The sequence below is a fragment of the Acidisoma sp. genome, from assembly GCF_965199065.1.
GTDB lineage: Bacteria > Pseudomonadota > Alphaproteobacteria > Acetobacterales > Acetobacteraceae > Acidisoma.
Map to the genome: position 1 here is coordinate 1,987,920 of NZ_CBDAQN010000003.1, position 23,049 is coordinate 2,010,968.

The following is a 23,049-nucleotide window of genomic DNA, read 5'->3' on the forward strand; positions in this document are numbered from 1 at the left end:
GAGGTGAGCTCCGCGAGCTGCCCTGGAGACCGCATTGATGACGGCATTCCTCGCGCGGAACCCCGATCAAGAACGCCCGGCCGATCCGAACGCGCGCGCGCCTGAAATCGGCATCGTGTTCGCCTGCGTGCTGGGTAACGCGCTCGAGTTTTACGACTTCACGACCTATACATTTTTCGCCGTGGAGATCGGGAAGACTTTCTTTCCCAATCATGATCCGGTGGTCAGTCTGCTGATTTCGGTCGCGACCTTCGGCGTCGGCTTCTTCACGCGTCCGCTCGGCGGGTTGGTCATCGGCGCCTTCGCCGACCATGCCGGGCGAAAGCCCGCGATGATGCTGACGATCGCCCTCATGGCCCTCGGCATGCTGCTGCTCGCGCTGACCCCGCCCTTCGCCTCCATCGGTTATGCCGCGCCGGTCATCGTCGTGGGCGCGCGCTTGCTGCAAGGCTTCGCATTGGGCGGCGAGGTCGGACCCGCAACCTCCTACCTTGTCGAGATCGCGCCCGACGACCGTCGCGGCAGGCTCGCCAGTTGGCAGATTGCGAGCCAGGGCGCGGCGCTGCTGACGGCCGGCATCGTCGGCTTCACGCTCGCGCATCTTCTGCAGCCCCACGCGATGACGCTGTGGGGATGGCGGATCGCCCTCCTGCTGGGCCTCACCATCGTCCCGGGCGGCATCTACATCCGGCAGCGTCTGCCCGAGACGGCGCACATTACCCACGAGCGCCAGCGGCAGAGCGCCTTGCGCGTGCTAGGCCGGCTGCTGACCGGACATCCGATGCCGTTGCTCCTGGCGCTGGTCGCGATCATGGCCAGCACGATCTCGACCTATGTCGGACTCTACATGACGACCTACGCCGAGACGGCGCTGCACCTGCATACGCCCACGGCCATCACGGCCCCGCTCATCGGCGGGCTCACCACGATCGTCTTTGCACTCGCGGGCGGATGGCTCGCCGATCGCTATGGCCGCCGCGTGGTGATGCTGCTGCCGCGCATCGTCCTCGTGCTCGCCATCTACCCGGCGTTTCTCTTCCTGAACGGGCACGCCTCGCTGGTGACCCTGCTCATGACGACCGGGCTGATGTCGGCGTTGGGGTCGCTCAGCGCCGCCGCCGTCATCGTCGCGGTGCCGGAGTCGCTCCCCGAAAGCGTGCGTGCCTCGGGTCTCTCGACCGCCTACGCCTTCGCGGTCACGGTGTTCGGCGGCACGACGCAGTTCGTGCTCACCTGGCTGATCCATGTCAGTCACGATCCGCTGGCTCCCGCCTGGTACATGATCGTGTCGGGAGTGCTGGGCGTGATCGCGATGGCGCTGATGCCCGAGACCAAGGGCAAGCCGCTGCCCGGGGACTAGAAAGGCACCGGTTCTTTTTTGGTTGAGAGGGATCGGAAGACTTTCAACCGCTGACGGACAGGCGCCATCGCCGGGAAGGTGATCCAGGCGAGCCCGTAAAGACAAGCGGCCATTCCAAGCAGGAAACGGACGCCGAGTTCCGTCGCGATGAGGTTCGCCATCGGCGTCGCGATGACGGAGAAGGCGCCATTGAGCGCCCAGGCCCACGGCAGGAAGCCATGCCCCTTCTTGCTGGCTTCGGCGAGACCCATCGAGAAGGGCATCCCGAGCGCGAACGACAACGGCGCGAGCAGGACCACCAGCAAAGCCAGCCGGACCGGCAGGGGCCATCCGATCGTCGCCAGGATGGTGACCGGAAGGAGCACCAGGCAAAGGCCAAGAACGCTAAGGATCACCGGCCAGGCAATCCTCAGCCGGAGCCGGTTCGCCGCCATGCTGCCGAGGCCGGAGAAAATGAGCATCCCGCTCAGGACCAGTGCGAAGGCTGTGGTCACGTCGTCCAGGTAAAGGCTCGCCTCGCCGATCAGCGCGATCTCGATGAAGAGATAGCCCAGCCCGAGCGCCGGAAAGTAGAGCACGGCACGGCCTACGGGCGCGCCCTTCGTGCCGATCCGCCGGGGGGCGACCAGCGGCAACAGCAGCACGACAATTGCGATGAGCAACGCCTGAGCCAGCACGGCAAGATTGATGAGCGGCCCCAGTTCCTGCTGCGGCAGGATCTCAAGCCGCGCCAGGATCGTGCCGAGATGATCGAGCCGGAGGATGTCGAAGAACATCGGACGGTCCAGCGTCGCCGGCCGCAGATCGAATTCGCGCCCCGAGTCGGTCGGCTGGCCGTTCATCACGGCGACCGCCTCGTCCGCGATCGAGTCGTCGGCGTCGCCGCTGGACTCCACCTCGCCCTTCGAGAAGGATATGGCCGGCAGGTCATTGTAGATGTCGGCTTTCAGAGCGGCCACGTCGATGCCGGGGTAGTAGGACACATCGAAGGAGCGGTCGTCGCAGAACTTGCGCACGGCCCTGATGCGCGCCGCGCTCCAGGGCTGCGGCGAGATCAGCAGTCGCACGTTCCAGGCCGAGCGGTAGGCGAGGACGTGGAGGGCGGGGTCGGCGACGCCGGCGCGCAGCAGCCCGGCCCGGATGGTCGCCATCATGCGGAGGGCATAGACAGGAAAGTCGCGGATCGAGACCGGAATCGAGATGATGCCGTCAGCGCTTACCGCACGCATGTAGGCGGCGATGGCGCCGGTGGTGAAGGCGGTGGCGTTGGCGGGGTCGGCGGCCAGAAAGCCGTCGGACAGTTCGATGAGGTCGAAGCGCCCGGGCGCTCCGGTCTCCGTCAAAGCGAGCGGGCTTTCGCCCACCACGCGGACACCCGGTTGCGCCGCGAGCGCCTCGCGAAGTTCAGGCTCCGGTTCGTCGGCGGTAATTGGTCCGGCGCCCAACGTGCGCGCCTGGGCGGCGGCCCATCCGCCCGCATCGCCGATGAGCAGCACGCGCGGCTTGGTCAGCAGCAGGTAAGGCGCGGCTCCCAGCGTCCCCGGTGCGTAGCGGGCATCCAAAGCGCCTGGCCGCGGAATGGCGGCGATGCGCGATCCATCCCGATAGAGGCCGAGCGTGCGCGGCGGCCCAGTCAAATTCATCATCGCGCTGTCATTGGAGAGATCGGTATCCACACGCTCGGTGAAGTCGTCGAGCAGGGTGAAGACGCCGCGCGGCGAGAGCGTCTGCCGCTCCACTACCGCGCCGGGTGTATGGAGGGGTGCGTAGATCGGCTTGAACTGGTTGAACGCCGCGACATCGCCGCCGATGAGAAGGGCCTCGCTGGCGAGCAGGCAGAGCGCGGCGGCGGCCATTGCGGGCAACCGGCTGCGCCCGCGCGGCACGAACAGCGCGATGGCGGCCAGCGGCAGCAGCAAGGCGGGTAGTAGCCGGAAGGGATGCAGCACCACCATCAGCGCCAGGACAAGCAGGGCGCCGAGACCCGCGCCGCCGAGATCGTAGGCATAGACGCGTGTAGTGATCGCCGGGCGGGTCACGAAGCAGAGGCTGATGAAGACGCCGGTGAGGAAGAAGAAGGGCAACAGCTCGATATAGTAGAGCCCGATGAAGGCGATCTGCGGCGCGATCGTCACCGGGTTCTGCAATTGCAGCGGATTGAAGGGGTTGCGGATGGCGAGCGCATAGCCGCCCGCGGCAGTAAGGATGAGTGCCGCCGGCAGGAAGGCGAACAGCCGCGCGCTATGCCGTTCCAGCCAGTCGCGGGCGAGGGCCACGAACACGCCGCTCAGCGCGAAGCCGGCCATGACGATCGAGATGACCCAGTAGCCGTATTCGGACCACGACGAGACGGCGAAGTACCGCGTCAGCGCGATCTCGATGCCCGTAGAGGCGAGCGAGACGAGAAGCAGGGGCAGCAGGCTGGTCACATCCACACCCTCTCGCGGAGGAAGTTGGCAAGCACGGCGTTGAACTCCTGCGCGTCGTCCACGAACAGCGCGTGGCCGGCATTCCGGAATATGACGATCTCGGCCTGGGTGTCGTTGCGCGCCAAATTCGCGGCCTGTCCTGCGAGATGCGGGCGCACGCAGTAGAGGATCGGGACGGCGGCCGAATACACCGCATCCCGCCAGACCGTGCGTGGCACCCGATAGTCGAGCAGGGCGCGCGCGGCGAGTTCCGGCGTTATCAGGCAGGTCGCTGTCAGGCGGTTGAGGTAGGCTTGCGGCTGCGGCGTGCGGAACATGCCGCGCACGAAAGCGGCCATGGTCGCGGGATAGCTCGGCCGCCGGGGCAGGCGGTTGAAGCGGGGCGGCTTCTCCGGATTGGGAGGCGGATTCTCGCCGATCGAGTTGTCGATGAGCACGAGCGCGGACAATCGTTCGGCGCCGTGCGACTCGATGAAGGCGAGGCTGTCGAGCACGCCAAGCGACCAGCCGAGCAGCACCACCTTGGGGGCGCGGATGGCGTCCAGCAGCTCGGCGATGTCCTGCCCGCGACGCTCGGCCGTGTAGCCGGAGGCGGGAACTTCGGAATCTCCCTGGCCGCGGGGGTCGAAGGCGATAACACGGCAGAAGCGGGAGAAGACGGTGATCTGCGGTCCGAAGATCCAGGCGGGCATCGTCCAGCCGGGGATGAGGACCAGCACATGTCCGGGCGCGCCGCCCCGGGCAGGCTGTGCATCGATGTAGTGAAGATGAACGCCGTCACTGGTGGTGAAGTAGTGGCTGCTTGCGATGAAACCCGCACTCTCGTCCGCCCTTGCCGGTTGAGCGGCAAGCGCGGCCAGGCTGCCGAGCAGCGGGCCTCCCAGCAGGAGCCGCCGGCCGATCGCGCTATCGCCCATCATTCGCGGACGACCGCGAGGGCGATGCGGTGAAACAGTGCCGCCGGCAGCGTTCCGCCGGATGTGGCCTTGGACATCGGGCTGTCGTCGTCGTTGCCGATCCACACCCCGATGATGCGGCCGTCGACGCCGCCGATGAACCAGGCGTCGCGGCTGTTCTGGGTCGTTCCCGTCTTGCCTGCGACGAAATAGCCGGGGATGGCGGCGGCGGTGCCGGTGCCGTAGGACACCACGGCGCCCATCATTTGCCGCATCTCGGCGGCGAGGGCAGGGCTAATGACTGGCTCCGCGCGAAGCGGCGGCGCGATGAGGTCGCGCCCGTCCGCCATCAGCGCCGTGATCCCATGCGGCGTGACGCGTCGTCCGCCATTGAAAAAGGTGGCGTAGGCGCCCGTCATCTCCAGCAGCCTGACATCGGCCGATCCCAGCGCTATCGTGTCGTCGTCCGGCATCGGTGCCATCACGCCGAGCTTCCGGGCGATGCCTGCGACCACGCGCGGTCCGCCAGCCCGCATCAGCAGGCGAACCGACACGGTGTTGAGCGACAGCGCGAGCCCCTCCGACAGCGTCACCGGTCCGCGGAAACGATGGTCGTCATCCTCGGGATGCCAGCCGCCGATGGCGATGGGCGCGTCGAGCACCCTGTCATTCGGCGTCATGCCCTGCATCAGCGCTCCAAGCCATACGAAGGGCTTGAAGGAGGAGCCCGCCTGTCGCTGCGCCAGAATGGCGCGGTTGAAGAAGCTGTGTCCGGCCTGCGATCCGCCGACGAGGGCCCGCACGGCGCCGGTGTAGGCATCCATCACCACCACCGCGCCTTGATGGGCATTCGCGGCGGCTCCTGGTCCGGCGAGAATTTCGGCAAGATCGGTCTGCGCCGCCGACTGCAGCCGCGGGTCGAAGGTGGTGGCCAGTCGCGAGTCTGTGTTCTCCGGGATCAGCGGTCCGGCCTGCTGCGCCGCCCAGGAGGAGAACCAGTAGTTGCCGCCAACGGGCCGAGGCGAGAAGCTGATCGCGGCGACGGCGGCATCCGACTGCGCCTGGGTGATGTAGTTCGACCGCACCATGGCGGCGAGCACTTCCTTAGTTCGGGCGGTCGCGGCCGATGGGTCGGCCAGCGGGTTGAACCGCGACGGCGCGCGCGGCAGCCCGGCCAGCATCGCCGCTTGCCAGAGGTTCAGGTCGCGGGCGGGCAAGCCGAAATAAGTTTGGGCGGCCGCGTCCATGCCCCAGGCGCCGGCGCCGAGATAGACGCGGTTGAGGTAGATTTCGAGGATTTCGGCGGGCGTGAAGTGGTGGGTGAGCCACAGCGTGAGCAGCAACTCCTGCACCTTGCGGCGGAAGGTCCGGGCGTTGCTCAGGAAAAGCGTCTTCGCCACCTGCTGGGTCAGCGTCGAGCCGCCCTGCACGATCCGCCCCGATACGAGGTCGACGACGGTCGCCCGCGCCATGCCGAGAAGGTCGAGCCCGCCGTGCTGCCAGAAGCGCCGGTCCTCGACCGCGACGACGGCCTCCGGAAGGGTCGCCGGGACGGTTCGCAGCGTCAGGATCGAGCCCGAGAGATCGCCGAAATGGGTGAAGGTGCGGCCGTATTCATCGGTCAGCACGAGGGATGGGCGGCGGAGCGTGGCAATGCCCGAGGATGGGCGCGGCATGTCCCAGGTGAACCACAGCATCAGCAGGGCGACGGCAAGGCCGCCCCAGACGGTCACCATCAGGGTCCACTTCGCCACCCTGAGGATGAGGGCCGGTGAAAGGCGGCGGCGCGGCCGCGTAGCGATGGCCGGGGGCGGCGCCGGCGGCTCCGGCTCGCGCTCGGCATAGCGAGGCGCGGAATACGGCGCATGTGCATAGGGTGCGGCGACATACTCGGTGTCGGCCGGCATGGCCGAGCCGGGCGGACGGATAGCTCCCGTGTTGATGTTATACATGAAGGAGGCGCGCTATCGTCCGGTGCCGTGGCCCAAAGCATTGCGGCAACCCATGGGCAGGGTCAAGAACTGCCGTGCTCAAGAAAAAGCCATCCCCAAGAAGTATGTAGTTACCATGCCTGAAGGTTGTCGTCACGATCGTTCCGATATTATCGCCTGGAGAACGCAACAGGTGCCGAAGGGCGCATACAAGATGAACGACAAGGCGGACGGCATCATGACCGCGCTGGCCCGGCTCGGAAGCCAGATCACCACGCTCACGGACCAGCTTGGGGCACGGCTGGAGCGATCGGAGGCGGTCCAGGGCCAGACACGCGCTGCGTTAGTCGAGCACACGGGCTGGATGCAGGGCACAATGACGGAGATGCGGCACGACGTGGCCGTGAACATCGGGGCGACGGACCAGATCCGCCGGGCCTGCGACGGCACGCGGGAAGAGTTGAGCACCGTCAACGAGACGATCAGCGTCCTCGTCAAACGCATCCGGCTTCTGGAAGCCGATGTCCGGAGGCTCAAAGGCGATCCCCGCTGCGCGACGGAGTATCTGCTCAGCTAACGAGCCGCTCGCCCCGGCCTCTTGCCGAAATCGTCGCCACACCGCAGCCTAGACGCTCGAACATGATCGGGAGTTGGGCATGAAGGGCATCTATGCGGATGCGAGCGGCGGCTTGGCGGAAGTTTTTGCCCGCGTCTACCGGGCGGATGATCCGCCTGTCACCGTCTATGAGCACGAGACCATCCTGCCCGAGCAGTTCGCCGACCTCTATTCCGGCCATGACTTCATGCTCAACGACCATACCTTCCTCCAGACCGAGGCCATGGCTCAGGTCCGGGACCTGAAGCACGTCATCTTCCTCGGCACCGGCGCGCGTTCCTACATGGATGTCGAGGCGATCGAACGACTGGGCATCACCGTCCACACCATTCGCGGCTACGGCGACACGGCAGTTGCGGAGCACACCATCGCCCTCATGTGGGCCGCCGCGCGCAACATCGCCTGGCTCGACCGCAGCGTGCGCGCCGGCGGCTGGCCGCGCGGCAATGCGCTGCAACTCACCGGCAAGACGCTGGGGTTGTTCGGCTTCGGCGGCATCGCGAGCGAGGTCGCCCGCATCGCGGTCGGCAGCGGCATGCGCGTCATCGCCTGGAACCGCACGCCGCGCAGCTATCCGGGCGTCGAGTTCGTCGACATCCCGACCCTGCTCGCCGAGAGCGACGTGCTTTCGCTCCATCTGCTGCTCACGGACGAGACGCGGCACATCATCGACGCCAGCCACATCGCGTCGATGAAGCCTGGGGTTATCCTGGTGAACACGGCGCGGGCCGGGCTCATCGACACGGGGGCCGTGGTCGCCAGTCTACGCGACGGCCACATCCGACACGCCGCGCTCGACGTCTTCGACGCGGAGCCCCTGGCGCCCGGGGACGTGCTCACGACGCTGCCCAACGTCACGCTCACCTCGCATGACGCCTTCAACACGCCCGAGGCTGCGGAAAACCTCATCCGCAAGGGTCTGGACATCGCCAAGCGGGTCGCCGAAGGGTAGAGTGCCTCTCAGATGCGGGCGTGGCGGAACCGGTAGACGCAGCAGACTTAAAATCTGCCTCCCGGACGGGAGTGCGGGTTCGATCCCCGCCGTCCGCACCATCCCTCCGGCCAGCCTTCCCGATGCGTCTCTGACGCTTCTTTGAGGCGTCAGCTCCTCAGGAGCTCGGCCAGCGTCGCCAGTGTGCCGCGTTCGGCGATCGAGCGGCGGCTCGCCTCGAAGGCCTCGACAAAGGCTGGCGACGTGTTCATCCCCAACCCCGCGAAGACCGGCAGGGACAGGAACACGCGCGGATCGGGATCGAGCGCAGTCGCGCGTTCGGCCGCCGTAAGGCGCGGTTCCGTCGAGGTGTAGCGCTCGCCCTTATCATCGATGCCGCCGAGGCAGCGGGCGAAGGCCGCGAGCAGGAAGGCGACGCGGCGCACGTCGCCGCCCTTCTCGATGATGGACCGGATCGTATCGCCCGCGAAGATGGGGATGCGGGACGCGCCATCGGTCGCGATGCGGACCGTCTGATCGCGCGTCGCCGGGTTGAGGTAGCGCTCCATCAGCTTGTCGCGGTAACCGGTCAGCGACATACCCGGCGGCGCCGTCAGCAGCGGGATCACGTCGAGGTTCCAGAACTGCATCAGCAGCTCGTGGATCAGCGGATCGGCCACCGTCTCATGCACGAGGCGATAGCCCGCGATGGTGCCGGGAAAGGCGAGCATGCTGTGCGAGGCATTGAGCATCCGCAGCTTGATCTGCTCATGGGCCCAAACATCCTCCGTGATCTCGACACCCACCTCCTCGAAGCGAGGCCGGCCGTAGCGGAAGTGGTCCTGCATCACCCATTGGATGAAGTCTTCGCTGAAGACCGGGATCTGGTCCTCGATACCGCTCGCGGCGTTCAGGCGCTCGCGGTCGGCATCGCTCGTGGCCGGGGTGATGCGGTCCACCATGCTGTTGGGGAAGTCGATCTCCGCCTCCATCCACGCCGCCAACTCGGGGTCGCGCGCGCGGGCGAAACTGGTGAAGGCGATCTTCGCGACATCCCCGTTGTGGCGGAGGTTGTCGCAGGAGAGGATGGTGAAGGGCGCCATTCCCTTCGCCCGGCGTCGGCTGAGGGCCTCCGCGACATAGCCGAAGGCGGTGCGTGGTGTGGCGGGATGGGCGAGGTCGTGAACGATCTCCGGCGCCTGCAATTTAAAGGCGTGCGTCTCGTCGTCGATATTGTAGCCGCCCTCGGTCAGCGTCATCGTCACGATGCGGATCGCGGGGTCGCAGAGCTTCGCCAGCACCGCCTCGGGGTCGTCAGGCGCGAAGAGATACTCGACGATGGAGCCGATCACCCGGATGGTCGGGGCGCCGGAGGGCGGGCATTCAGTGAGGGTGTAGAGGCCATCCTGCTGCGGAAAAGCTGCGGCCTTGGCGCGCTCGCGCGGATCGTCGATGAGCCCGACGCCGCAGAACCCCCAGCCATCGTGCCCGCCGGCCGCGATGAGACGGTCGACATAGTTCGCCTGATGCGCGCGATGGAAATTTCCAACGCTGAAATGAACGATCCCCGGCGTGACGCGGGTGCGGTCATACCCTGCCCAGGCGATCCCCGCCGGCAAGGCACCAAGCGCGACGTTGCTGAGTGTGACCAAGGCCTTTTCCTCCCCATGTGGCTTTGAGCGGGCCCGGCGGCGTTGACAGTCCGGTCCGCCCGCCCCTGATCTCCCAGCAATACCGTCTGACAGGCGATTGGAGAAGGATACAGACCATGGATTTAGGGTTGCGAGGCCGGCGAGCCATTGTTTGCGCCGCGAGCAAAGGCCTGGGCCGCGCTTGTGCCACCGCTCTGGCTCATGAAGGCGTAGCGGTCGTCATAACGGGACGGGACCGGGAAACCCTTGAAGAGACTGCCCGGGCAATTGCTCAAGAGACGGGCAGCCAGATCAGCGTGGCGCCGGGCGACATCTCCACCGAAAGCGGGCGGGCGGCGGCGCTCGCCGCGTGTCTGGAACCGGACATTCTTGTGAACAACGCGGGCGGTCCGCCGCCCGGCGACTTCCGGAACTGGGAGCGCGAGGATTGGCTACATGCTCTCGACGCCAACATGCTGGCGCCGATCGCCCTTATCAAAGCCGTCGTCGACGGCATGATCGGACGGCGCTTCGGGCGCATCGTCAATATCACGTCAGCATCGGTGAAGTCGCCGATCGCCCAACTCGGCATGAGCAACGGAGCGCGGGCGGGTCTGACTGGATTTGTCGGTGGGCTCGCGCGTCAGGTGGCTCGCCACAACGTGACGATCAATAACCTACTGCCCGGGCCATTCGTCACCGAGCGGTTACGGACGACCATGGCAACCGCCGCGGCGCAGTCCGGCCGATCGCTGGATGCGGAGATTGCCGCGCGGGCGGAGCAGAATCCATCGGGCCGGTTTGGCGACCCGGACGAATTCGGCCGCGCCTGTGCGTTCCTCTGCTCAGCTTCGTCGGGCTACATCGTTGGGCAGAACCTCCTGCTCGACGGCGGCGCCTTCAACGCAACGATGGGATAAGCTTACGCGGCCTTATCCTCGGTGCCACCAGTCTTGGATGGCGTAAAGGATGGTGGGTCGCTTGCCGGAAAGCTATGCTCGCTCTCCACATCGACGCTCTCGTGGGGAGTGGCCGGCTCGGCAGGCGCGAGGGGGAGATGATCGTCCTGCTCCACAATGGCCTCGGCGCGGAGCCAGAACTCATCGTGACGCCCCTCGGGACTGCCCTCCTTCTCCCACAGGCTGTAGGCAATTTCACGGACGCGTTGCAGGCGGTCCCCGTCGGCTGTGTGTTCGTCGTGACTGTCGGACATGGTTTTCCTCGTTGTCCTTATGGTGCCAGTGCTCAATGACATCGCAATTCGCCCGCGCCCTTCAAGAGACGTGCGGCGCTGCTTGCGGTGTTTTCATGAAGACGACCCATGTGCAAAACGAACAGCAGGAGACGAGCGCGATGAAGCCCACCATGGGCCGCGCGGTGCCATCCGCGGTGAAGCCCATCAACGCCGTCGTCACTGAGCTGATGGTGAATTCCATGCCGACGCCAAGCGCCGCGGCGGCGCCAGCGGTTGAGCCGAAGGGCTCCATCGCGGTGAGGAAGGCCGGCGCCAGGATAACGCCGAGACAGAGAAACAGCGTGATCGTGAGCAGGATGAGGGGCCAAAGGGCGTTCATGCCGCCGAAGACGAGCGCCGCCAGCAGCAGCGAGGTGCCGGCCAGCGCGGCGGCACCGGCACCGATCAGCCGGCGGGCGCCGAAACGCCGCATCATGGGCGCGTTGAACTGGCTCATCCCGATCACCGCGATGGCGTGCATGGCGAACAGGATGCCGAACGTCGTCGGCGCCACGTGATGGAGGGTGACGACGACAAAAGGCGAGCCGGCGATAAAGGAGAAGAGAACCGCCTGCCCGAAGCCGGCGATGAACACCGGCAGGATGAAATTGCGGTTGCGCAGCAGGCGGCTGTAGGTGCTGAGGATCGCGAGCGGCCGGCCGCTCACCCGCTGTGCCGGCGGCAGGGTCTCGGGCAGCATCTTCCAGACCATGACGAACACGGTCAGGGTGATGACGATGAGCATGACGAAGATGAGCCGCCAGGAGGTGTATTGCACCAGCAGGCCGCCGAAGACTGGCGCCAGGATGGGCGAGACGCTGAGCGCCACCATGGCGAGGGAAAGCAGCCGCGCCGCATCGGGGCCGGTGTATTCGTCGCGGATGACGGCCATGGGGATGACGGCCGTCGCGGCGGCGCCGAGCCCTTGGAAGAAGCGCGACGCGATGAGAACGCCGATGTTCGGGGCGAACGCCGCGCACACGGAGGCGACGGCGAAAATCGCGAGGCCGACAAAGATGGGCGTCTTGCGGCCGAGCGTGTCCGAAACCGGCCCGTAGATCACCTGGCCGATGGCGGTCGCCACGAAGAAGCTGGTCATGCTGAGCTCGACCGTGCCGGGGTCGGTCTTGAGGTCGCGGGCGATGGCGGCGAAACCCGGGATGTACATGTCGATGGCAAAGGCGCCGACGGCGATGGTCAGTCCAAGCACGGTCGCCCGGCGATAGATGGAATGGCCGGACATCGTCATACCCCGAGAGGAACCGCGGCGCGGCCGCATATTGCGCTGCAATAGTCCGCGGCGGCTGGCTCGCCAAGTGGCGCCGCATATCCGCAACAGGCGCCGCGGTCATGCGAAAGCCGGCGCGCGTCGTTCGTGGCTTACCCGCTACACCGATGAAGCTGGACCGGATAGGCGGCCGCGTGCCGGTCCTTCGAAAGAAAGATCACGTCCTCGGTGATCGCCTGAGCGATCAGCAGATGGTCGAATGGATCCCGGTGATGCAGCGGCAGCGCCGCGTGATGAGGCGGCATGATGGGCAAACGCCGGAGCCATCGCGGATACCTGGAGGTGTCAATCTCCAGGTATAGCTGCTCCTGTTCCGTGATCGCCCGGGTCCCGATATAGGAGCCTTCGGTCGAGCGCTCAGAGCAAGACCTTCCCGGAGATCACCATGACATCGAACCCCTCCGCGTTGTTCGATACCGCCGAGGGCCAGAGGCTCGTCGCCGCCCGCACAACTCCCGCCTGGCGAAACTGGGGGCCTTACCTCAGCGAGCGCCAATGGGGCACGGTCCGCGAGGACTACAGCCCCGACGGCACCTCCTGGAGCTTCATCACCCACGACCATGCCCGCAGCCGGGCCTATCGCTGGGGCGAGGACGGTCTCGCGGGCTTCGGCGAACGGCATCTCCGCTGGTGCCTCGGCCTCGCGCTCTGGAACGGGCAGGACCCCATCATCAAGGAGCGGCTCTTCGGCCTCGCCAACGAAGAGGGCAACCATGGCGAGGATGTGAAGGAACTCTATTACTACCTCGACGGCACACCCACGCACTCCTTCATGCGGATGCTCTACAAGTATCCGCAGGCGGCCTACCCTTACCAGCGTCTCGTCGACGAGAACCACAAGCGCGGCTACGACGATCCGGAGTTCGAGCTCATCGACACAGGCCTCTTCGACGAGGGCCGCTACTTCGATGTCTTTGTCGACTACGCCAAGGCGGCGCCGGACGACATCCTCATGCGCATCACCATCGCCAACCGCGGCCCCGATGCGGCCCGTCTGCATGTTCTGCCTCAGCTCTGGGCCCGCAATGTCTGGGCTTGGAGCGACCGTCCCGAGCGCCCGGTCATCACGAGCGTCTCGGCGAGCGAGGCCTCGGCGAAGCATCCCGAACTGCCGGACATGGAACTCCATGTCGGCCAGCCGGCGACCTTACTTTTCTGCGACAACGAGACCAACTGCCGCCGGCTGTTCGGCGAGGCGGATGCGCCCGGACCCTTCAAGGACGGCATCAACGACTTCGTGGTGCAGGGCGACGCGAAGGCCATCCGCACCGGGAGCGGCACGAAATGCGCCGCCCACCACGTGATCGACGTGGCCGCAGGCGGCGAGGCCGTGCTGAAACTCCGCTTCCGCGCCAGTGGCCGCGGCGATGACCCCTTCGCCGACTTCGACCGTGTCTTCGCAACCCGGCAGGCGGAGGCCGATGCCTTCTACGCCGTGGTGCAGGAGAGCGTGACGGACCCCGATGCGCGACTGGTGCAGCGGCAGGCCCTTGCCGGGGTGCTATGGTCCAAGCAGCTCTACAACTACGATGTGCGCGACTGGCTGATCGGGGATCCTGCCGAGCCCAAGCCGCCCGAAAGCCGCTGGAAGGGCCGTAACATCGACTGGCTGCACCTGCGCAACGCCGACATCATCTCGATGCCCGACAAGTGGGAATACCCCTGGTACGCGTCCTGGGACCTCGGCTTCCAGACGCTGCCTCTCGCCATGATCGATCCGGACTTTGCCAAGGATCAGCTGCTGCTGCTGGTCGGCGACAACTACATGCATCCGAACGGGCAGCTGCCTGCCTATGAATATGGCTTCGGGGATGCCAATCCGCCGGTCCACGCCTGGGCCGCCTGGCGCGTCTTCCTGATGGACCGCGAGCGGACAGGATACCCCGATTACACGTTCCTGAAGCGCATACTGAACAAGCTGGCGCTCAACTTCACCTGGTGGGTCAACCGGCGTGACGCCGGCGGACGCAATATCTTCCAGGGCGGCTTCCTGGGCCTCGACAACATCGGCCTTTTCGACCGGTCGGCGCCCGTGCCCATGGGCGGCACGCTCAGCCAGTCGGACGCCACCGCCTGGATGGCGATGTATGCGCTCAACCTCATGCGCATTTCGATCGAGCTCGCCCTCGTGGACGGCGCCTATCAGGACATGGTGGTCAAGTTCTACGAGCATTTCCTCTACATCGCGGAAGCCGCCGCCAAGCATGGCGGGTTGTGGGACGAGACGGACGAGTTCTTCTATGACTGTCTGGAGATGCCGGACGGCAAGCAGATCCCGATCCGCACCCGCACCATGGTGGGCCTCATCCCGCTGTTCGCGGTCGAAATCCTGCGGACCTCGGATCAGCCGCGCCTGCCGGAGATGGTCGAGCGGCTGCGTTGGTTCATGGATCATCGTCCTGATCTGCGGGCCCTCGTCTCGAACTGGAACCAGCCGGGGCAGCAGCATCTGGCGCTGATGTCGATGTTGCGCGGCCACCGCATGAAGTGCCTGCTGCGGCGTATGCTGGACGAAACCGAGTTCCTGTCGCCGCATGGCGTGCGTGCGGTCTCCAAGGCGCATGAGGCGAAGCCCTACGTGTTCGCGCTGGATGGGCAGCAGTTCACGCTGCCGTACTGGCCGGCGGAGTCTCACTCGGGGCTGTTCGGCGGCAATTCGAACTGGCGCGGGCCGGTCTGGATGCCGGTGAACTACCTGATCATCGACAGCCTTCGTCAATTCCATTCCTATTACGGCGATGACTTCCGCGTGGAATGCCCGACAGGCTCCGGCACGATGCTGAGCCTCGCCGAGATCGCCGACGAGCTGTCCCGCCGGCTCACGCGGCTGTTCCTGCGGGACGAGAGGGGGCGGCGCCCGGTCCACGGCGACCATCCGCTGCTGCAAAACGACCCGCACTTTCGCGACCTGCCGCTCTTCTACGAGTACTTTCATGGCGATAACGGCCGCGGCGTCGGCGCCTCGCACCAGACGGGCTGGACCGGGCTGGTTGCCCTCCTGATCGCCGATACCGCCCGATGACGTCGCCGTCCGAGCGTGCAATCGCCTTCACCCCGGCCGAACGCACCTTCATCCGGGGCGAACTCGCCGCCGCTTTCGGTGTGTTCCCGTCGCTTGCCGCGGGCATCCGGCTCACGACCTGGACCAGCGGGCCGAAGCGTGGCGAGCCGAAGATTTCGCCGGTTCTGGCAGGGCTCATCGAGCGCGGTCTGATGGACATGCCGGCCGAGGATCTCGGCCGCCGCGCCTATTTCACCCAGACCGGGCTGCTGGCGCTACGGACACTCTATGAGGACGGCCGCTATCTCGACCCGGATCGCTTCGGCCATCTGCGCGAGGAGCTCGGCATACCGCCGCCGGTTCCCGAACAATGAGGCGATGGCGTCGTCATTCCCGATGTCGCAGCGCCTCGGCGAGGAGCGCGAAGGCGGGCGAGGTCTGCCGGCGGCTTGGGTAGTAGAGGTGGTAGCCCGGAAATGGCGCACACCAATCCTCCAGCACCCGCACGAGCCGCCCGGCTGCCAGATCCGCCGCCACCACGTCCTCAGGCACGTAGGCAATTGCCATGCCCGCTCGGCTCGCCTCCAGGGTAGGGGCGAGCGTGTTGAAGACGAGCTGCCCCTCAACCCGCACCTTCAGCGCGCGGCCGTCGCGCTCGAACTCCCACACGTAGAGTCCGCCCCGGGTCGGCAGCCGGAAATTGATGCAGTTGTGCTGGGTCAGATCCTGCGGCCGGACGGGCTGGGGGTGCGCCGCGAAGTAGGATGGCGCGGCGACCACGGCCATCCGCTGGTCCGGCCCGATGCACACCGCCACCATATCCCGCTCCACCTGCTCCCCGAGCCGGATGCCCGCGTCGTAGCGCTCGGCGACGATATCCTTGAACTCGTTGTCGACTGCGACCTCGACGCTGATCTTCGGGTAGGCCGGCAGCAGGCGCTGCAGGACCGGCGAGAGGATCGTCGCCGCCGCATGTTCGCCCGTCGTGATGCGGATCGTGCCCGCAGGCTGGTCGCGTAGCGCACTGAGCGCCGCCAACTCATCCTCGATTTCCTCGAACCGCGGCCCGATGCGCTCGATCAGGCGCTCGCCCGCCGCTGTCGGCGAGACGCTGCGCGTTGTCCTCGTCAGCACCCGCAGCCCGAGCCTCTCCTCCAGCCCGCGAACCGCGTGGCTCAGCGCGGATTGCGAAACGCCCAGCTTCGCCGCCGCCCGCGTAAAGCTTCCTTCACGAGCGACGGACAGGAAGGCGAGGAGGTCGTTCGCGTTCTCGCGCAGCATTGGTGAGCGCACCTCATAGGTTCGTGCTTAATCTATTAGCTAATCACAACCTTCCGCGCACGGTAGAAGTGTCGTCGCCGCTTCACCCTGTCCGGATAATCCCCCGCCATGAAAACCTTCGGCTATGTCGCCCAGTCGCCCGAAGCGCCGCTCGCTCCGTTTGATTTCGATCGCCGGTCATTGCGCCCGAACGATGTCGCGATGGAGGTGCTCTATTGCGGCATCTGCCACTCGGACCTTCATCAGGCCCGCAACGATTGGGGGTGGAGCAGCTACCCGCTCGTCCCCGGCCATGAGATCGTCGGCCGCGTGACGGAGGTGGGGCCGGCGGTCACCCGCTACCGGCCGGGCGACACGGTGGCCGTCGGCTGCATGGTCGACAGCTGCCTCGACTGCGATCAGTGCCGCCGGGGCGAGGAGCAGCTTTGCCGCTTCGCCTGCACCCAGACCTATAACGACCGCGACCGGATAACGAAGGAGCCGACCTTCGGCGGATACTCGAAGCATCTCGTGGTGCGCGAGGAGTTCGCGCTGCGCGTGCCCTCGGGCCTCGACCTCGCCCGTGTTGCGCCATTGCTCTGCGCCGGCATCACCACCTACTCCCCGCTGCGCACCTGGAAGGCCGGTCCGGGCAGCCGCGTCGGGGTCATTGGCCTCGGCGGCCTCGGGCATATGGCGGTCAAGCTCGCCGCCGGCATGGGGGCGGAGGTCACGGTCCTCAGCCGCAGTCCGGACAAGGAGGCCGACGCCCTCGCACTCGGCGCCACGCGGCTCCTCGTCTCCTCGGATCCGGCCGCCATGCAGGCCGCGGCGTCGAGCCTCGACCTCATCATCGACACCGTGCCCGTCCGCCACGATGTCGACGCCTACATGCCGCTGCTCGATATCGACGGCACGCTGGTTCTGGTAGGGCAACTCGGGCCCATGGGCGAGTTCAGCAGCCTGCCGCTCCTCACGGGCCGCCGCCGCATCTCCGGCTCCCCCATCGGCGGGATCGCCGAGACGCAGGAGATGCTCGACTTCTGCGCGGAGCGGAACATCCTGCCGGATTGCGAGATGATCCGCATGGAGCAGATCAACGAGGCTTTTGTCCGGCTGGAGCGGGCCGACGTACGCTACCGCTTCGTCATCGACATGGCCTCGCTGAGAAGCTGACTGAGGCGATCTAAACCAGCGCCAGCTTGCTGGCAGGTTTGCCGGCTCCTGCCCTTCGCGGAGCGCTCGCCGAGGCGCCCGCTTCGATCTGGAACTGCCCGATCAGCCGAGCGAGTGCTTCGGCCTCGCTGGACAGGCCGTGGCTGGCGGCCGTCGCCTGTTCGACCATGGCAGCGTTCTGCTGGGTCACCTTGTCCATCTGGTTGACGGCGGAGTTGACCTGGCTGAGGCCGGTGGACTGCTCCTGCGTAGACCCCGCGATGTCCGTCACCAGCGTGCTCAGCCGGTTGATCTGTTCGACGATCCGGCCGAGCGCCAATCCCGTCTCCCCCACGAGTTTCACCCCGGAATCCACCTGCTTGCCGGAGGCGGAGATGAGCGCCTTGATCTCCTTGGCGGCATCGGCCGAGCGCTGCGCCAGCGCGCGTACTTCAGTGGCGACGACGGCGAAGCCTCGTCCTGCATCACCTGCGCGCGCTGCCTCGACTCCGGCATTGAGCGCAAGCAGATTGGTCTGGAAGGCAATCTCGTCGATCACTCCGATGATGTTCGAGATCTGCCGCGATGAACCCTCGATGCTCGCCATCGCCGCCACGGTATCCTTCACGACCGCGCCGGACCGCTCGGCTTCGTCTTTCGCGGCGCCGGCGACATCCCGCGCTTCCTTGGCGCCCTCGGCAGTTCTGCGAACGGTCGCGGTAATCTCGTCGAGAGCCGCGGCGGTTTCCTCCAGGCTCGCGGCCTGCTGCTCCGTGCGCCTCGACAGATCGTCCGAGGCCTGATTGATTTCGGTCGCTCCCGAGTGCACGCCCTGAGTGGTCGCGGCGATCGACCTCATGGTGTCTTGCAGTTTTTCCACCGCGACGTTGAAGTCGCCGCGCAGCTTCTCGTAGCCGCCGGCGAATTTCTCCTCGAGGCGAAACACGAGATCGCCGTCCGCAAGCCGTTCCAGGCCAGAGGCAACAGCCTCCATGGCGAACCGTACTTCCAGCGCCGCCTGTTCGAGTGTGGCGCGCGCGGCGCTGCGCTCGGCCTCCACGCGGGCCGCGAGCGCCTCCACCTCAGCCTGCGCCTTGATCTTCTCGAGCCCGGACTCCTTGAACACCAGCACGGCGCGAGCCATGCCGCCGATCTCATCCCGGCGCTCTCCGCCCGGCACGTCGACCTGAAAGTCGCCTTTGGCCAACCGGGTCATGCGTAGCTCGAGCTGCTGAACCGGCGCCACTACCCAACGCCGGATCGCTACGAACCCGATGCCAAGCACCAAAATGAGACCGCCGATGATGCCGCCATAGGTGATGAGGATGGTTCTGTCGGTAATCGAGGTGAGTTGATCGTCGCTCTGACGCGCCTCGCTCGAAATCGTATCGGCCTCGCTGGCGAGAGCGGTGGAGACTGCTCCAAATAGTGGCGAGCAATGATTCAGATACTCACTCTGAGCGGCAAGATCGCCGGCGATCGTACTCGCGCTCTCGCCCATGGATCGCGCTTTCGCACAAAGATTATTAAGCACGTTGAATGCGCTTGCCTTGAGCGTCGTGAATTCCGGCGCTTGCGCCGGCATCGCCGAGCTCGCGTCGTCCAGAGCAGCCGCGAACTTCTTGGTGCTCGTCGACAAAACTGCGTCCGCCGCCTTGTTCATGTCGCTGGTGTTGGCGATCGTCTCTTCCGCAACTCCAGCCCGCGCCTGCTGAAAGAACCGGTTTGCGCGAACCACCGAAAACGCGGCTCGATCGCTACCCATCATTAGGGCACTGTAGGACGTATCGATCATCCGCATGCGCGAGGTTGCATAAATAGCCACCCCGACGGCGAAGACGCCAAAGATACTCATGATCAGGAGGAACTTGACGAGAATTGGCGTATTTTTCACGCAACGATCCTATCGCAAACACGCGTTTCTTCCGGCCAAGGGGCTACCGGGCCCGCGGCCAAGGACGTTTACCGGCCGGAGATTACCGTCGCGTGTATAGAGCGTTCCATTAAGGAAACATTATTGGCAGCGCATTCTGCAAGGCGGCGCCTGGCATTCGTTGCGCTCAGCCCCGCAGCGCCTTTGGCTGCAGCCGCGTAATGCGGCTTCCCATCATGCGAGGGCGGATCTCGGCCGCCGTCACCGGCCGCCCCAGCAGGTAGCCCTGAACATGGCGGCACCGTCTCCGGCGCAAAGCGGCCAGCTGTGCCTCGGTTTCCACCCCCTCGGCGATGACATCGAGGTTGAGGGCCGTGCTGACGGCCAGCAGCGCGCCGACGATGGCCTCGGCGTCCGGCTGATCCACCATGTCCTGCACGAATAGCTTGTCGATCTTGATGATGTCGAACGGGAAGCGGCGGAGGTAGCCGAGCCCCGAGTGCCCGGTGCCGAAATCATCCAGGCTGAACCGGATACCGAGCGCGCGGAGCGCCTGCATTGTGCTGAGCACGGTGCTGCTCTCTTCCAGCAGGAGACCCTCCGTGACCTCTAGAACAAGGCGCTCGGGCGCAAGGCCTGTCCGCTCGAGGATGCCCTTCGCATCGGCGATCAGTGTGTCGTGGTTCATCTGGACCGGGGACAGGTTGACTGCCACATGCGTCGTCTCCGGCCAGGAGGCGGCCTCGCCGCAAGCCTGCTCCAGCACCCAGCAGCCGATGGGCACGATCAGCCGGAGCCGCTCCGCCAGCGGGATGAACTCGGCCGGCGAGATTTGTCCATGACGAGGATGGTGCCAGCGCAACAGCGCTTCGCATCCCGCCGTGTATCCCGATTGCGTTTCGATGATCGGTTGATACACAACAGAAAGTTCATTGCGTTCCAGAGCGAAACGGAGGTCTTGCTCAAGCGCGAACAGCCGCCGTTGCCGCGCCTCCAGCCCGCTGTCGAAGATGCAGAACTGACCGGTGCCGTCGGATTTGGCCTTGTAGAGGGCGATATCCGCGTTGCGGAGCAGATCGCTCGCATCGTCGGCATGATCCGGATACTGCGCGATGCCGACCGATACGCCAACGCGGCACAGCGTGCCGCCGATCTCGAACGGCGTCTGGATCCGGGTGATGATATCGCGGGCGAGAGCGGCGGGAGATCGTGCCAGTCCGTCCACCGGCACGGCGATCGCAAATTCATCACCGCCCGTCCGCGCCATTGTTTCTCCCTCGTTCACCGCCATCATCAGCCGCTGGGCCACCTGCACCAGCAGCGCGTCGCCAGTGCCGTGACCGCGCGTGTCGTTGATGATCTTGAAGCCGTCGAGATCGAGGTAGAGGAGCGCCAGTTGCGCCGCCTGAGCCTGGGCCCGCGCTATGCCCTCGGCCAGACGCTGCTGCAACAGGGTTCTGTTGGCGAGATCGGTCAGAGGATCGTGGTGCGCGAGATGCCGGATCTTGTCCTCGTAGCGTCGCCGCGCCGTGACATCGGCATAGGTGACAACGTTCCCGCCATCCGCGAGCGGAATGTTCTGGATCTCCAGGATCGTGCCATTCGGCCGCATCCGCTCGTAGATGACCGACATCCGGGCGTCGACGGCCTCCAGCACGCCGACCGGCACGCCCTCAACGACGAACTCGTTCGTCGCCCGCTGATAGGCGAGGACGGCCTCGAAAGATGGCCGGGATGCGATGAGGTCGGCAGGCAGATCGAGCAACTCCAGCGCACGCGCGTTCCAGACGCCGACGCGGCCGCGGGCATCCACCATGCAGATGCCCTGACTGATGTTGTCCAGGGTCATTGTGAGCGCAGCCGACTTCTCGGCCAGATGCGCTTCGCTCGCCCGCAAGGCCTCGGCCTGGCTCTCCATCCTGTGCCGGGCCGCCTCCAGATTGGCGTTGCGTTCCGCGAGCGAGGTTTCGGAGCGTTCCAACCGACGCAACTGCCAAGTCAGAGCGCGTAGCAGAAGCGCGATGCAGAGCGCCGCGCAGGCGGTGCCGACAGCCGCGAGCACCGCCTCCTGGCGCCAATGAGCCAAGGAACTGGATTTGGAAACGGCGACATCGACCACGAGGGGGTAGTCCCGCAGCGGGTTGACCGAGACCAAACGCTCTCCGGGCCGCAGAACACCCTTCGTCTCGAAGAAGCCGGCATGACCGCTGGCGACGATCCTGTCCCAGGCGACGTTGTGCGGACGAAGTTGGTGACCGACCGGCGCGTCTCTGGGCACGCTGGTCACCAGGCCGCCGTCCCGGGAGAACAAGGCAACGCCGAGATCTCCGCCGCCCGAGAGCGCCTGGTAGAAGTCCTGAAAGTAGCTCAGATCGACCGCGCCGAGCACCATCCCGCGGAACTGCCCATGGGCGTCGTCCAACCTTCGCACGACGTAGAAGGTCCAGGCGCCGGTCAGCCGGTTGCGCATCACCGACGTGACCAGGGCAGCCGACTCGTCATGATCCCGTAAAAACTTGAAGTAGACGCGGTCGGACACGTCGATCCGCGGCACCGGCCAGCGGCGAGAGAAGTTGACGAGGCGTCCCTGAGCGTCGATGACGGAAAAGGCATCCGACTGGGGCAGGGAGTGCTGCAGCCGGCTGAGCTCCTGCTGGAAGGTTTGCGTCTGCAGAGCGTGTCTGAATGCTGCTTCCGACGCATTGCCTTGCTGCGCCACCTGCGCACGCAACTGCAGAAGAATGAGGTCGACCGCCTGGATCGCTCGCGCCGTCTGTTCGGCAATTGCGGTGCCAAGCTTGGCGTCGTTCTGCCGCGCATCCTCCAGCGCGACCACACGCATGTTCCAGACGGCCACTCCGACCGCCGCCACCATCGCCAGCAGAAGAGCAGCGCCGACGGCGATGAGACGCTTGCTACCGAGGGACAAGCCTGGCCAAAGCCCGATGCCGGAGTTGTACAAGGCCGTGCGGCTCGGGGGGGTTCTCCTAGAGGCCACGCATAGTGTCCAGGCTCATGATTTCGGGCTCATTCTGCTCCGGGCAGTGCGTAGCACGGCCCAGTCTCAGCGCTTGCGTCGCGCAGATGAATTAGTGCCGAGACCGGAAGCCGGAGCAACATATTTCATTCAACGGGAGGCACGCATGGATGTTATTCACGACGCCGGGTTGCTCTGCGGCGACATGCGGCACAGGTAAGAAGCACTCTCGGGAGAGGCCATTCCTCCAGTTTGGGCAGGGCGGCCCAACACAAGGCGATCCTCCCTAACCGCGGCGTTCCGATGAGCTTACGCACGTTGCGGCATGGGCAAAGGCAGGCCTCCGAAGATAAAGTGCCTAAGGATCGCCGCCGCTCACTCGCTGTAATGACGCCGTTCTCAGCCGGCGCTGCGACCCGATACTGCGCTGGCGTCTCGCCGCTCGCCGCACCGACGACAGTGGCTGC

The 23,049-nt window shown here is 66.0% G+C and carries 17 protein-coding genes and 1 tRNA gene; 8 read left to right on the forward strand and 10 right to left on the reverse strand.

The genetic code is table 11. From position 1 onward, the window contains the following. Positions 1-37 precede the first annotated feature (37 nt). Complete coding sequence (locus ACOEQ1_RS17385; protein WP_419760482.1) at positions 38-1,360, forward strand: MFS transporter; 1,323 nt, start codon at positions 38-40, stop codon at positions 1,358-1,360. On the opposite strand, the gene ACOEQ1_RS17390 is transcribed toward ACOEQ1_RS17385, so the two are convergent. Genes ACOEQ1_RS17390 through ACOEQ1_RS17400 form a run of 3 tightly spaced genes read right to left on the reverse strand, consistent with a single transcriptional unit; the run spans position 1,357 to position 6,637 of the window. Continuing rightward, positions 1,357-3,789 (reverse strand): hypothetical protein, encoded by a 2,433-nt coding sequence (locus ACOEQ1_RS17390; RefSeq protein WP_419760483.1) that lies wholly within the window; start codon positions 3,787-3,789, stop codon positions 1,357-1,359. The genes ACOEQ1_RS17385 and ACOEQ1_RS17390 overlap by 4 nt on opposite strands. Continuing rightward, the gene (locus ACOEQ1_RS17395) at positions 3,786-4,709 is read right to left on the reverse strand and encodes an alpha/beta fold hydrolase (RefSeq protein ID WP_419760484.1); all 924 of its coding nucleotides are present in this window, start codon (positions 4,707-4,709) and stop codon (positions 3,786-3,788) included. Before ACOEQ1_RS17395 ends, ACOEQ1_RS17390 begins: the two co-directional genes overlap by 4 nt. Continuing rightward, positions 4,706-6,637: a transglycosylase domain-containing protein gene (locus ACOEQ1_RS17400; RefSeq protein ID WP_419760485.1), complete on the reverse strand. Its 1,932-nt coding sequence runs from the start codon at positions 6,635-6,637 to the stop codon at positions 4,706-4,708. Before ACOEQ1_RS17400 ends, ACOEQ1_RS17395 begins: the two co-directional genes overlap by 4 nt. A gap of 193 nt (positions 6,638-6,830) precedes the next feature. Between ACOEQ1_RS17400 and ACOEQ1_RS17405 the strand changes: the two genes are divergently transcribed. The 3 genes from ACOEQ1_RS17405 to ACOEQ1_RS17415 all read left to right on the forward strand — a co-directional run bounded on the left by ACOEQ1_RS17405 (position 6,831) and on the right by ACOEQ1_RS17415 (position 8,285). Beyond that, entirely contained in the window at positions 6,831-7,193 is a 363-nt protein-coding gene (locus ACOEQ1_RS17405; RefSeq protein WP_419760486.1) for a hypothetical protein, read from the forward strand. Positions 7,194-7,272: 79 nt separating this feature from the next. Then, complete coding sequence (locus ACOEQ1_RS17410; protein ID WP_419760487.1) at positions 7,273-8,184, forward strand: 2-hydroxyacid dehydrogenase; 912 nt, start codon at positions 7,273-7,275, stop codon at positions 8,182-8,184. Between the two features lie 14 nt (positions 8,185-8,198). Beyond that, positions 8,199-8,285: transfer RNA gene (locus ACOEQ1_RS17415), tRNA-Leu, on the forward strand. A 48-nt stretch (positions 8,286-8,333) separates the two neighbouring features. Here the strand turns inward: ACOEQ1_RS17415 and ACOEQ1_RS17420 are convergent. Then, entirely contained in the window at positions 8,334-9,815 is a 1,482-nt protein-coding gene (locus tag ACOEQ1_RS17420; protein ID WP_419760488.1) for a mannitol dehydrogenase family protein, read from the reverse strand. 116 nt (positions 9,816-9,931) lie between these two features. On the opposite strand from ACOEQ1_RS17420, the gene ACOEQ1_RS17425 reads away from it, so the two are divergent. Continuing rightward, a complete protein-coding gene (locus ACOEQ1_RS17425; protein ID WP_419760489.1) occupies positions 9,932-10,714 on the forward strand; it encodes an SDR family oxidoreductase in 783 nt (260 codons plus the stop codon). A gap of 2 nt (positions 10,715-10,716) precedes the next feature. On the opposite strand, the gene ACOEQ1_RS17430 is transcribed toward ACOEQ1_RS17425, so the two are convergent. The 3 genes from ACOEQ1_RS17430 to ACOEQ1_RS17440 all read right to left on the reverse strand — a co-directional run bounded on the left by ACOEQ1_RS17430 (position 10,717) and on the right by ACOEQ1_RS17440 (position 12,561). After that, positions 10,717-11,007, reverse strand: coding sequence for a DUF2934 domain-containing protein (locus ACOEQ1_RS17430; RefSeq protein WP_419760490.1), 291 nt, complete (start codon positions 11,005-11,007; stop codon positions 10,717-10,719). Between the two features lie 61 nt (positions 11,008-11,068). Next, positions 11,069-12,271, reverse strand: coding sequence for a multidrug effflux MFS transporter (locus ACOEQ1_RS17435; RefSeq protein WP_419760491.1), 1,203 nt, complete (start codon positions 12,269-12,271; stop codon positions 11,069-11,071). A 137-nt stretch (positions 12,272-12,408) separates the two neighbouring features. Further along, positions 12,409-12,561 carry a hypothetical protein gene (locus ACOEQ1_RS17440; RefSeq protein ID WP_419760492.1) on the reverse strand — a complete coding sequence of 51 codons (153 nt, stop codon included), beginning with the start codon at positions 12,559-12,561 and terminating at the stop codon, positions 12,409-12,411. A gap of 140 nt (positions 12,562-12,701) precedes the next feature. On the opposite strand from ACOEQ1_RS17440, the gene ACOEQ1_RS17445 reads away from it, so the two are divergent. Further along, positions 12,702-15,338, forward strand: a complete 2,637-nt coding sequence (locus tag ACOEQ1_RS17445; RefSeq protein WP_419760493.1) for an MGH1-like glycoside hydrolase domain-containing protein — start codon at positions 12,702-12,704, stop codon at positions 15,336-15,338. After that, positions 15,335-15,691: a hypothetical protein gene (locus tag ACOEQ1_RS17450; RefSeq protein ID WP_419760494.1), complete on the forward strand. Its 357-nt coding sequence runs from the start codon at positions 15,335-15,337 to the stop codon at positions 15,689-15,691. Before ACOEQ1_RS17445 ends, ACOEQ1_RS17450 begins: the two co-directional genes overlap by 4 nt. A 13-nt stretch (positions 15,692-15,704) precedes the next feature. Here the strand turns inward: ACOEQ1_RS17450 and ACOEQ1_RS17455 are convergent, their stop codons facing one another. Further along, positions 15,705-16,598: a LysR family transcriptional regulator gene (locus ACOEQ1_RS17455; protein ID WP_419760495.1), complete on the reverse strand. Its 894-nt coding sequence runs from the start codon at positions 16,596-16,598 to the stop codon at positions 15,705-15,707. A 108-nt stretch (positions 16,599-16,706) separates the two neighbouring features. Between ACOEQ1_RS17455 and ACOEQ1_RS17460 the strand changes: the two genes are divergently transcribed. Beyond that, positions 16,707-17,753 carry an NAD(P)-dependent alcohol dehydrogenase gene (locus ACOEQ1_RS17460; protein ID WP_419760496.1) on the forward strand — a complete coding sequence of 349 codons (1,047 nt, stop codon included), beginning with the start codon at positions 16,707-16,709 and terminating at the stop codon, positions 17,751-17,753. A 10-nt stretch (positions 17,754-17,763) separates the two neighbouring features. Here ACOEQ1_RS17460 and ACOEQ1_RS17465 read toward each other — a convergent pair whose 3' ends face one another. Together ACOEQ1_RS17465 and ACOEQ1_RS17470 are read right to left on the reverse strand one after the other, a co-directional pair. After that, entirely contained in the window at positions 17,764-19,626 is a 1,863-nt protein-coding gene (locus ACOEQ1_RS17465) for a methyl-accepting chemotaxis protein (protein ID WP_419760497.1), read from the reverse strand. A 166-nt stretch (positions 19,627-19,792) separates the two neighbouring features. After that, positions 19,793-22,534, reverse strand: a complete 2,742-nt coding sequence (locus ACOEQ1_RS17470; RefSeq protein WP_419760498.1) for an EAL domain-containing protein — start codon at positions 22,532-22,534, stop codon at positions 19,793-19,795. Positions 22,535-23,049 lie beyond the last annotated feature (515 nt).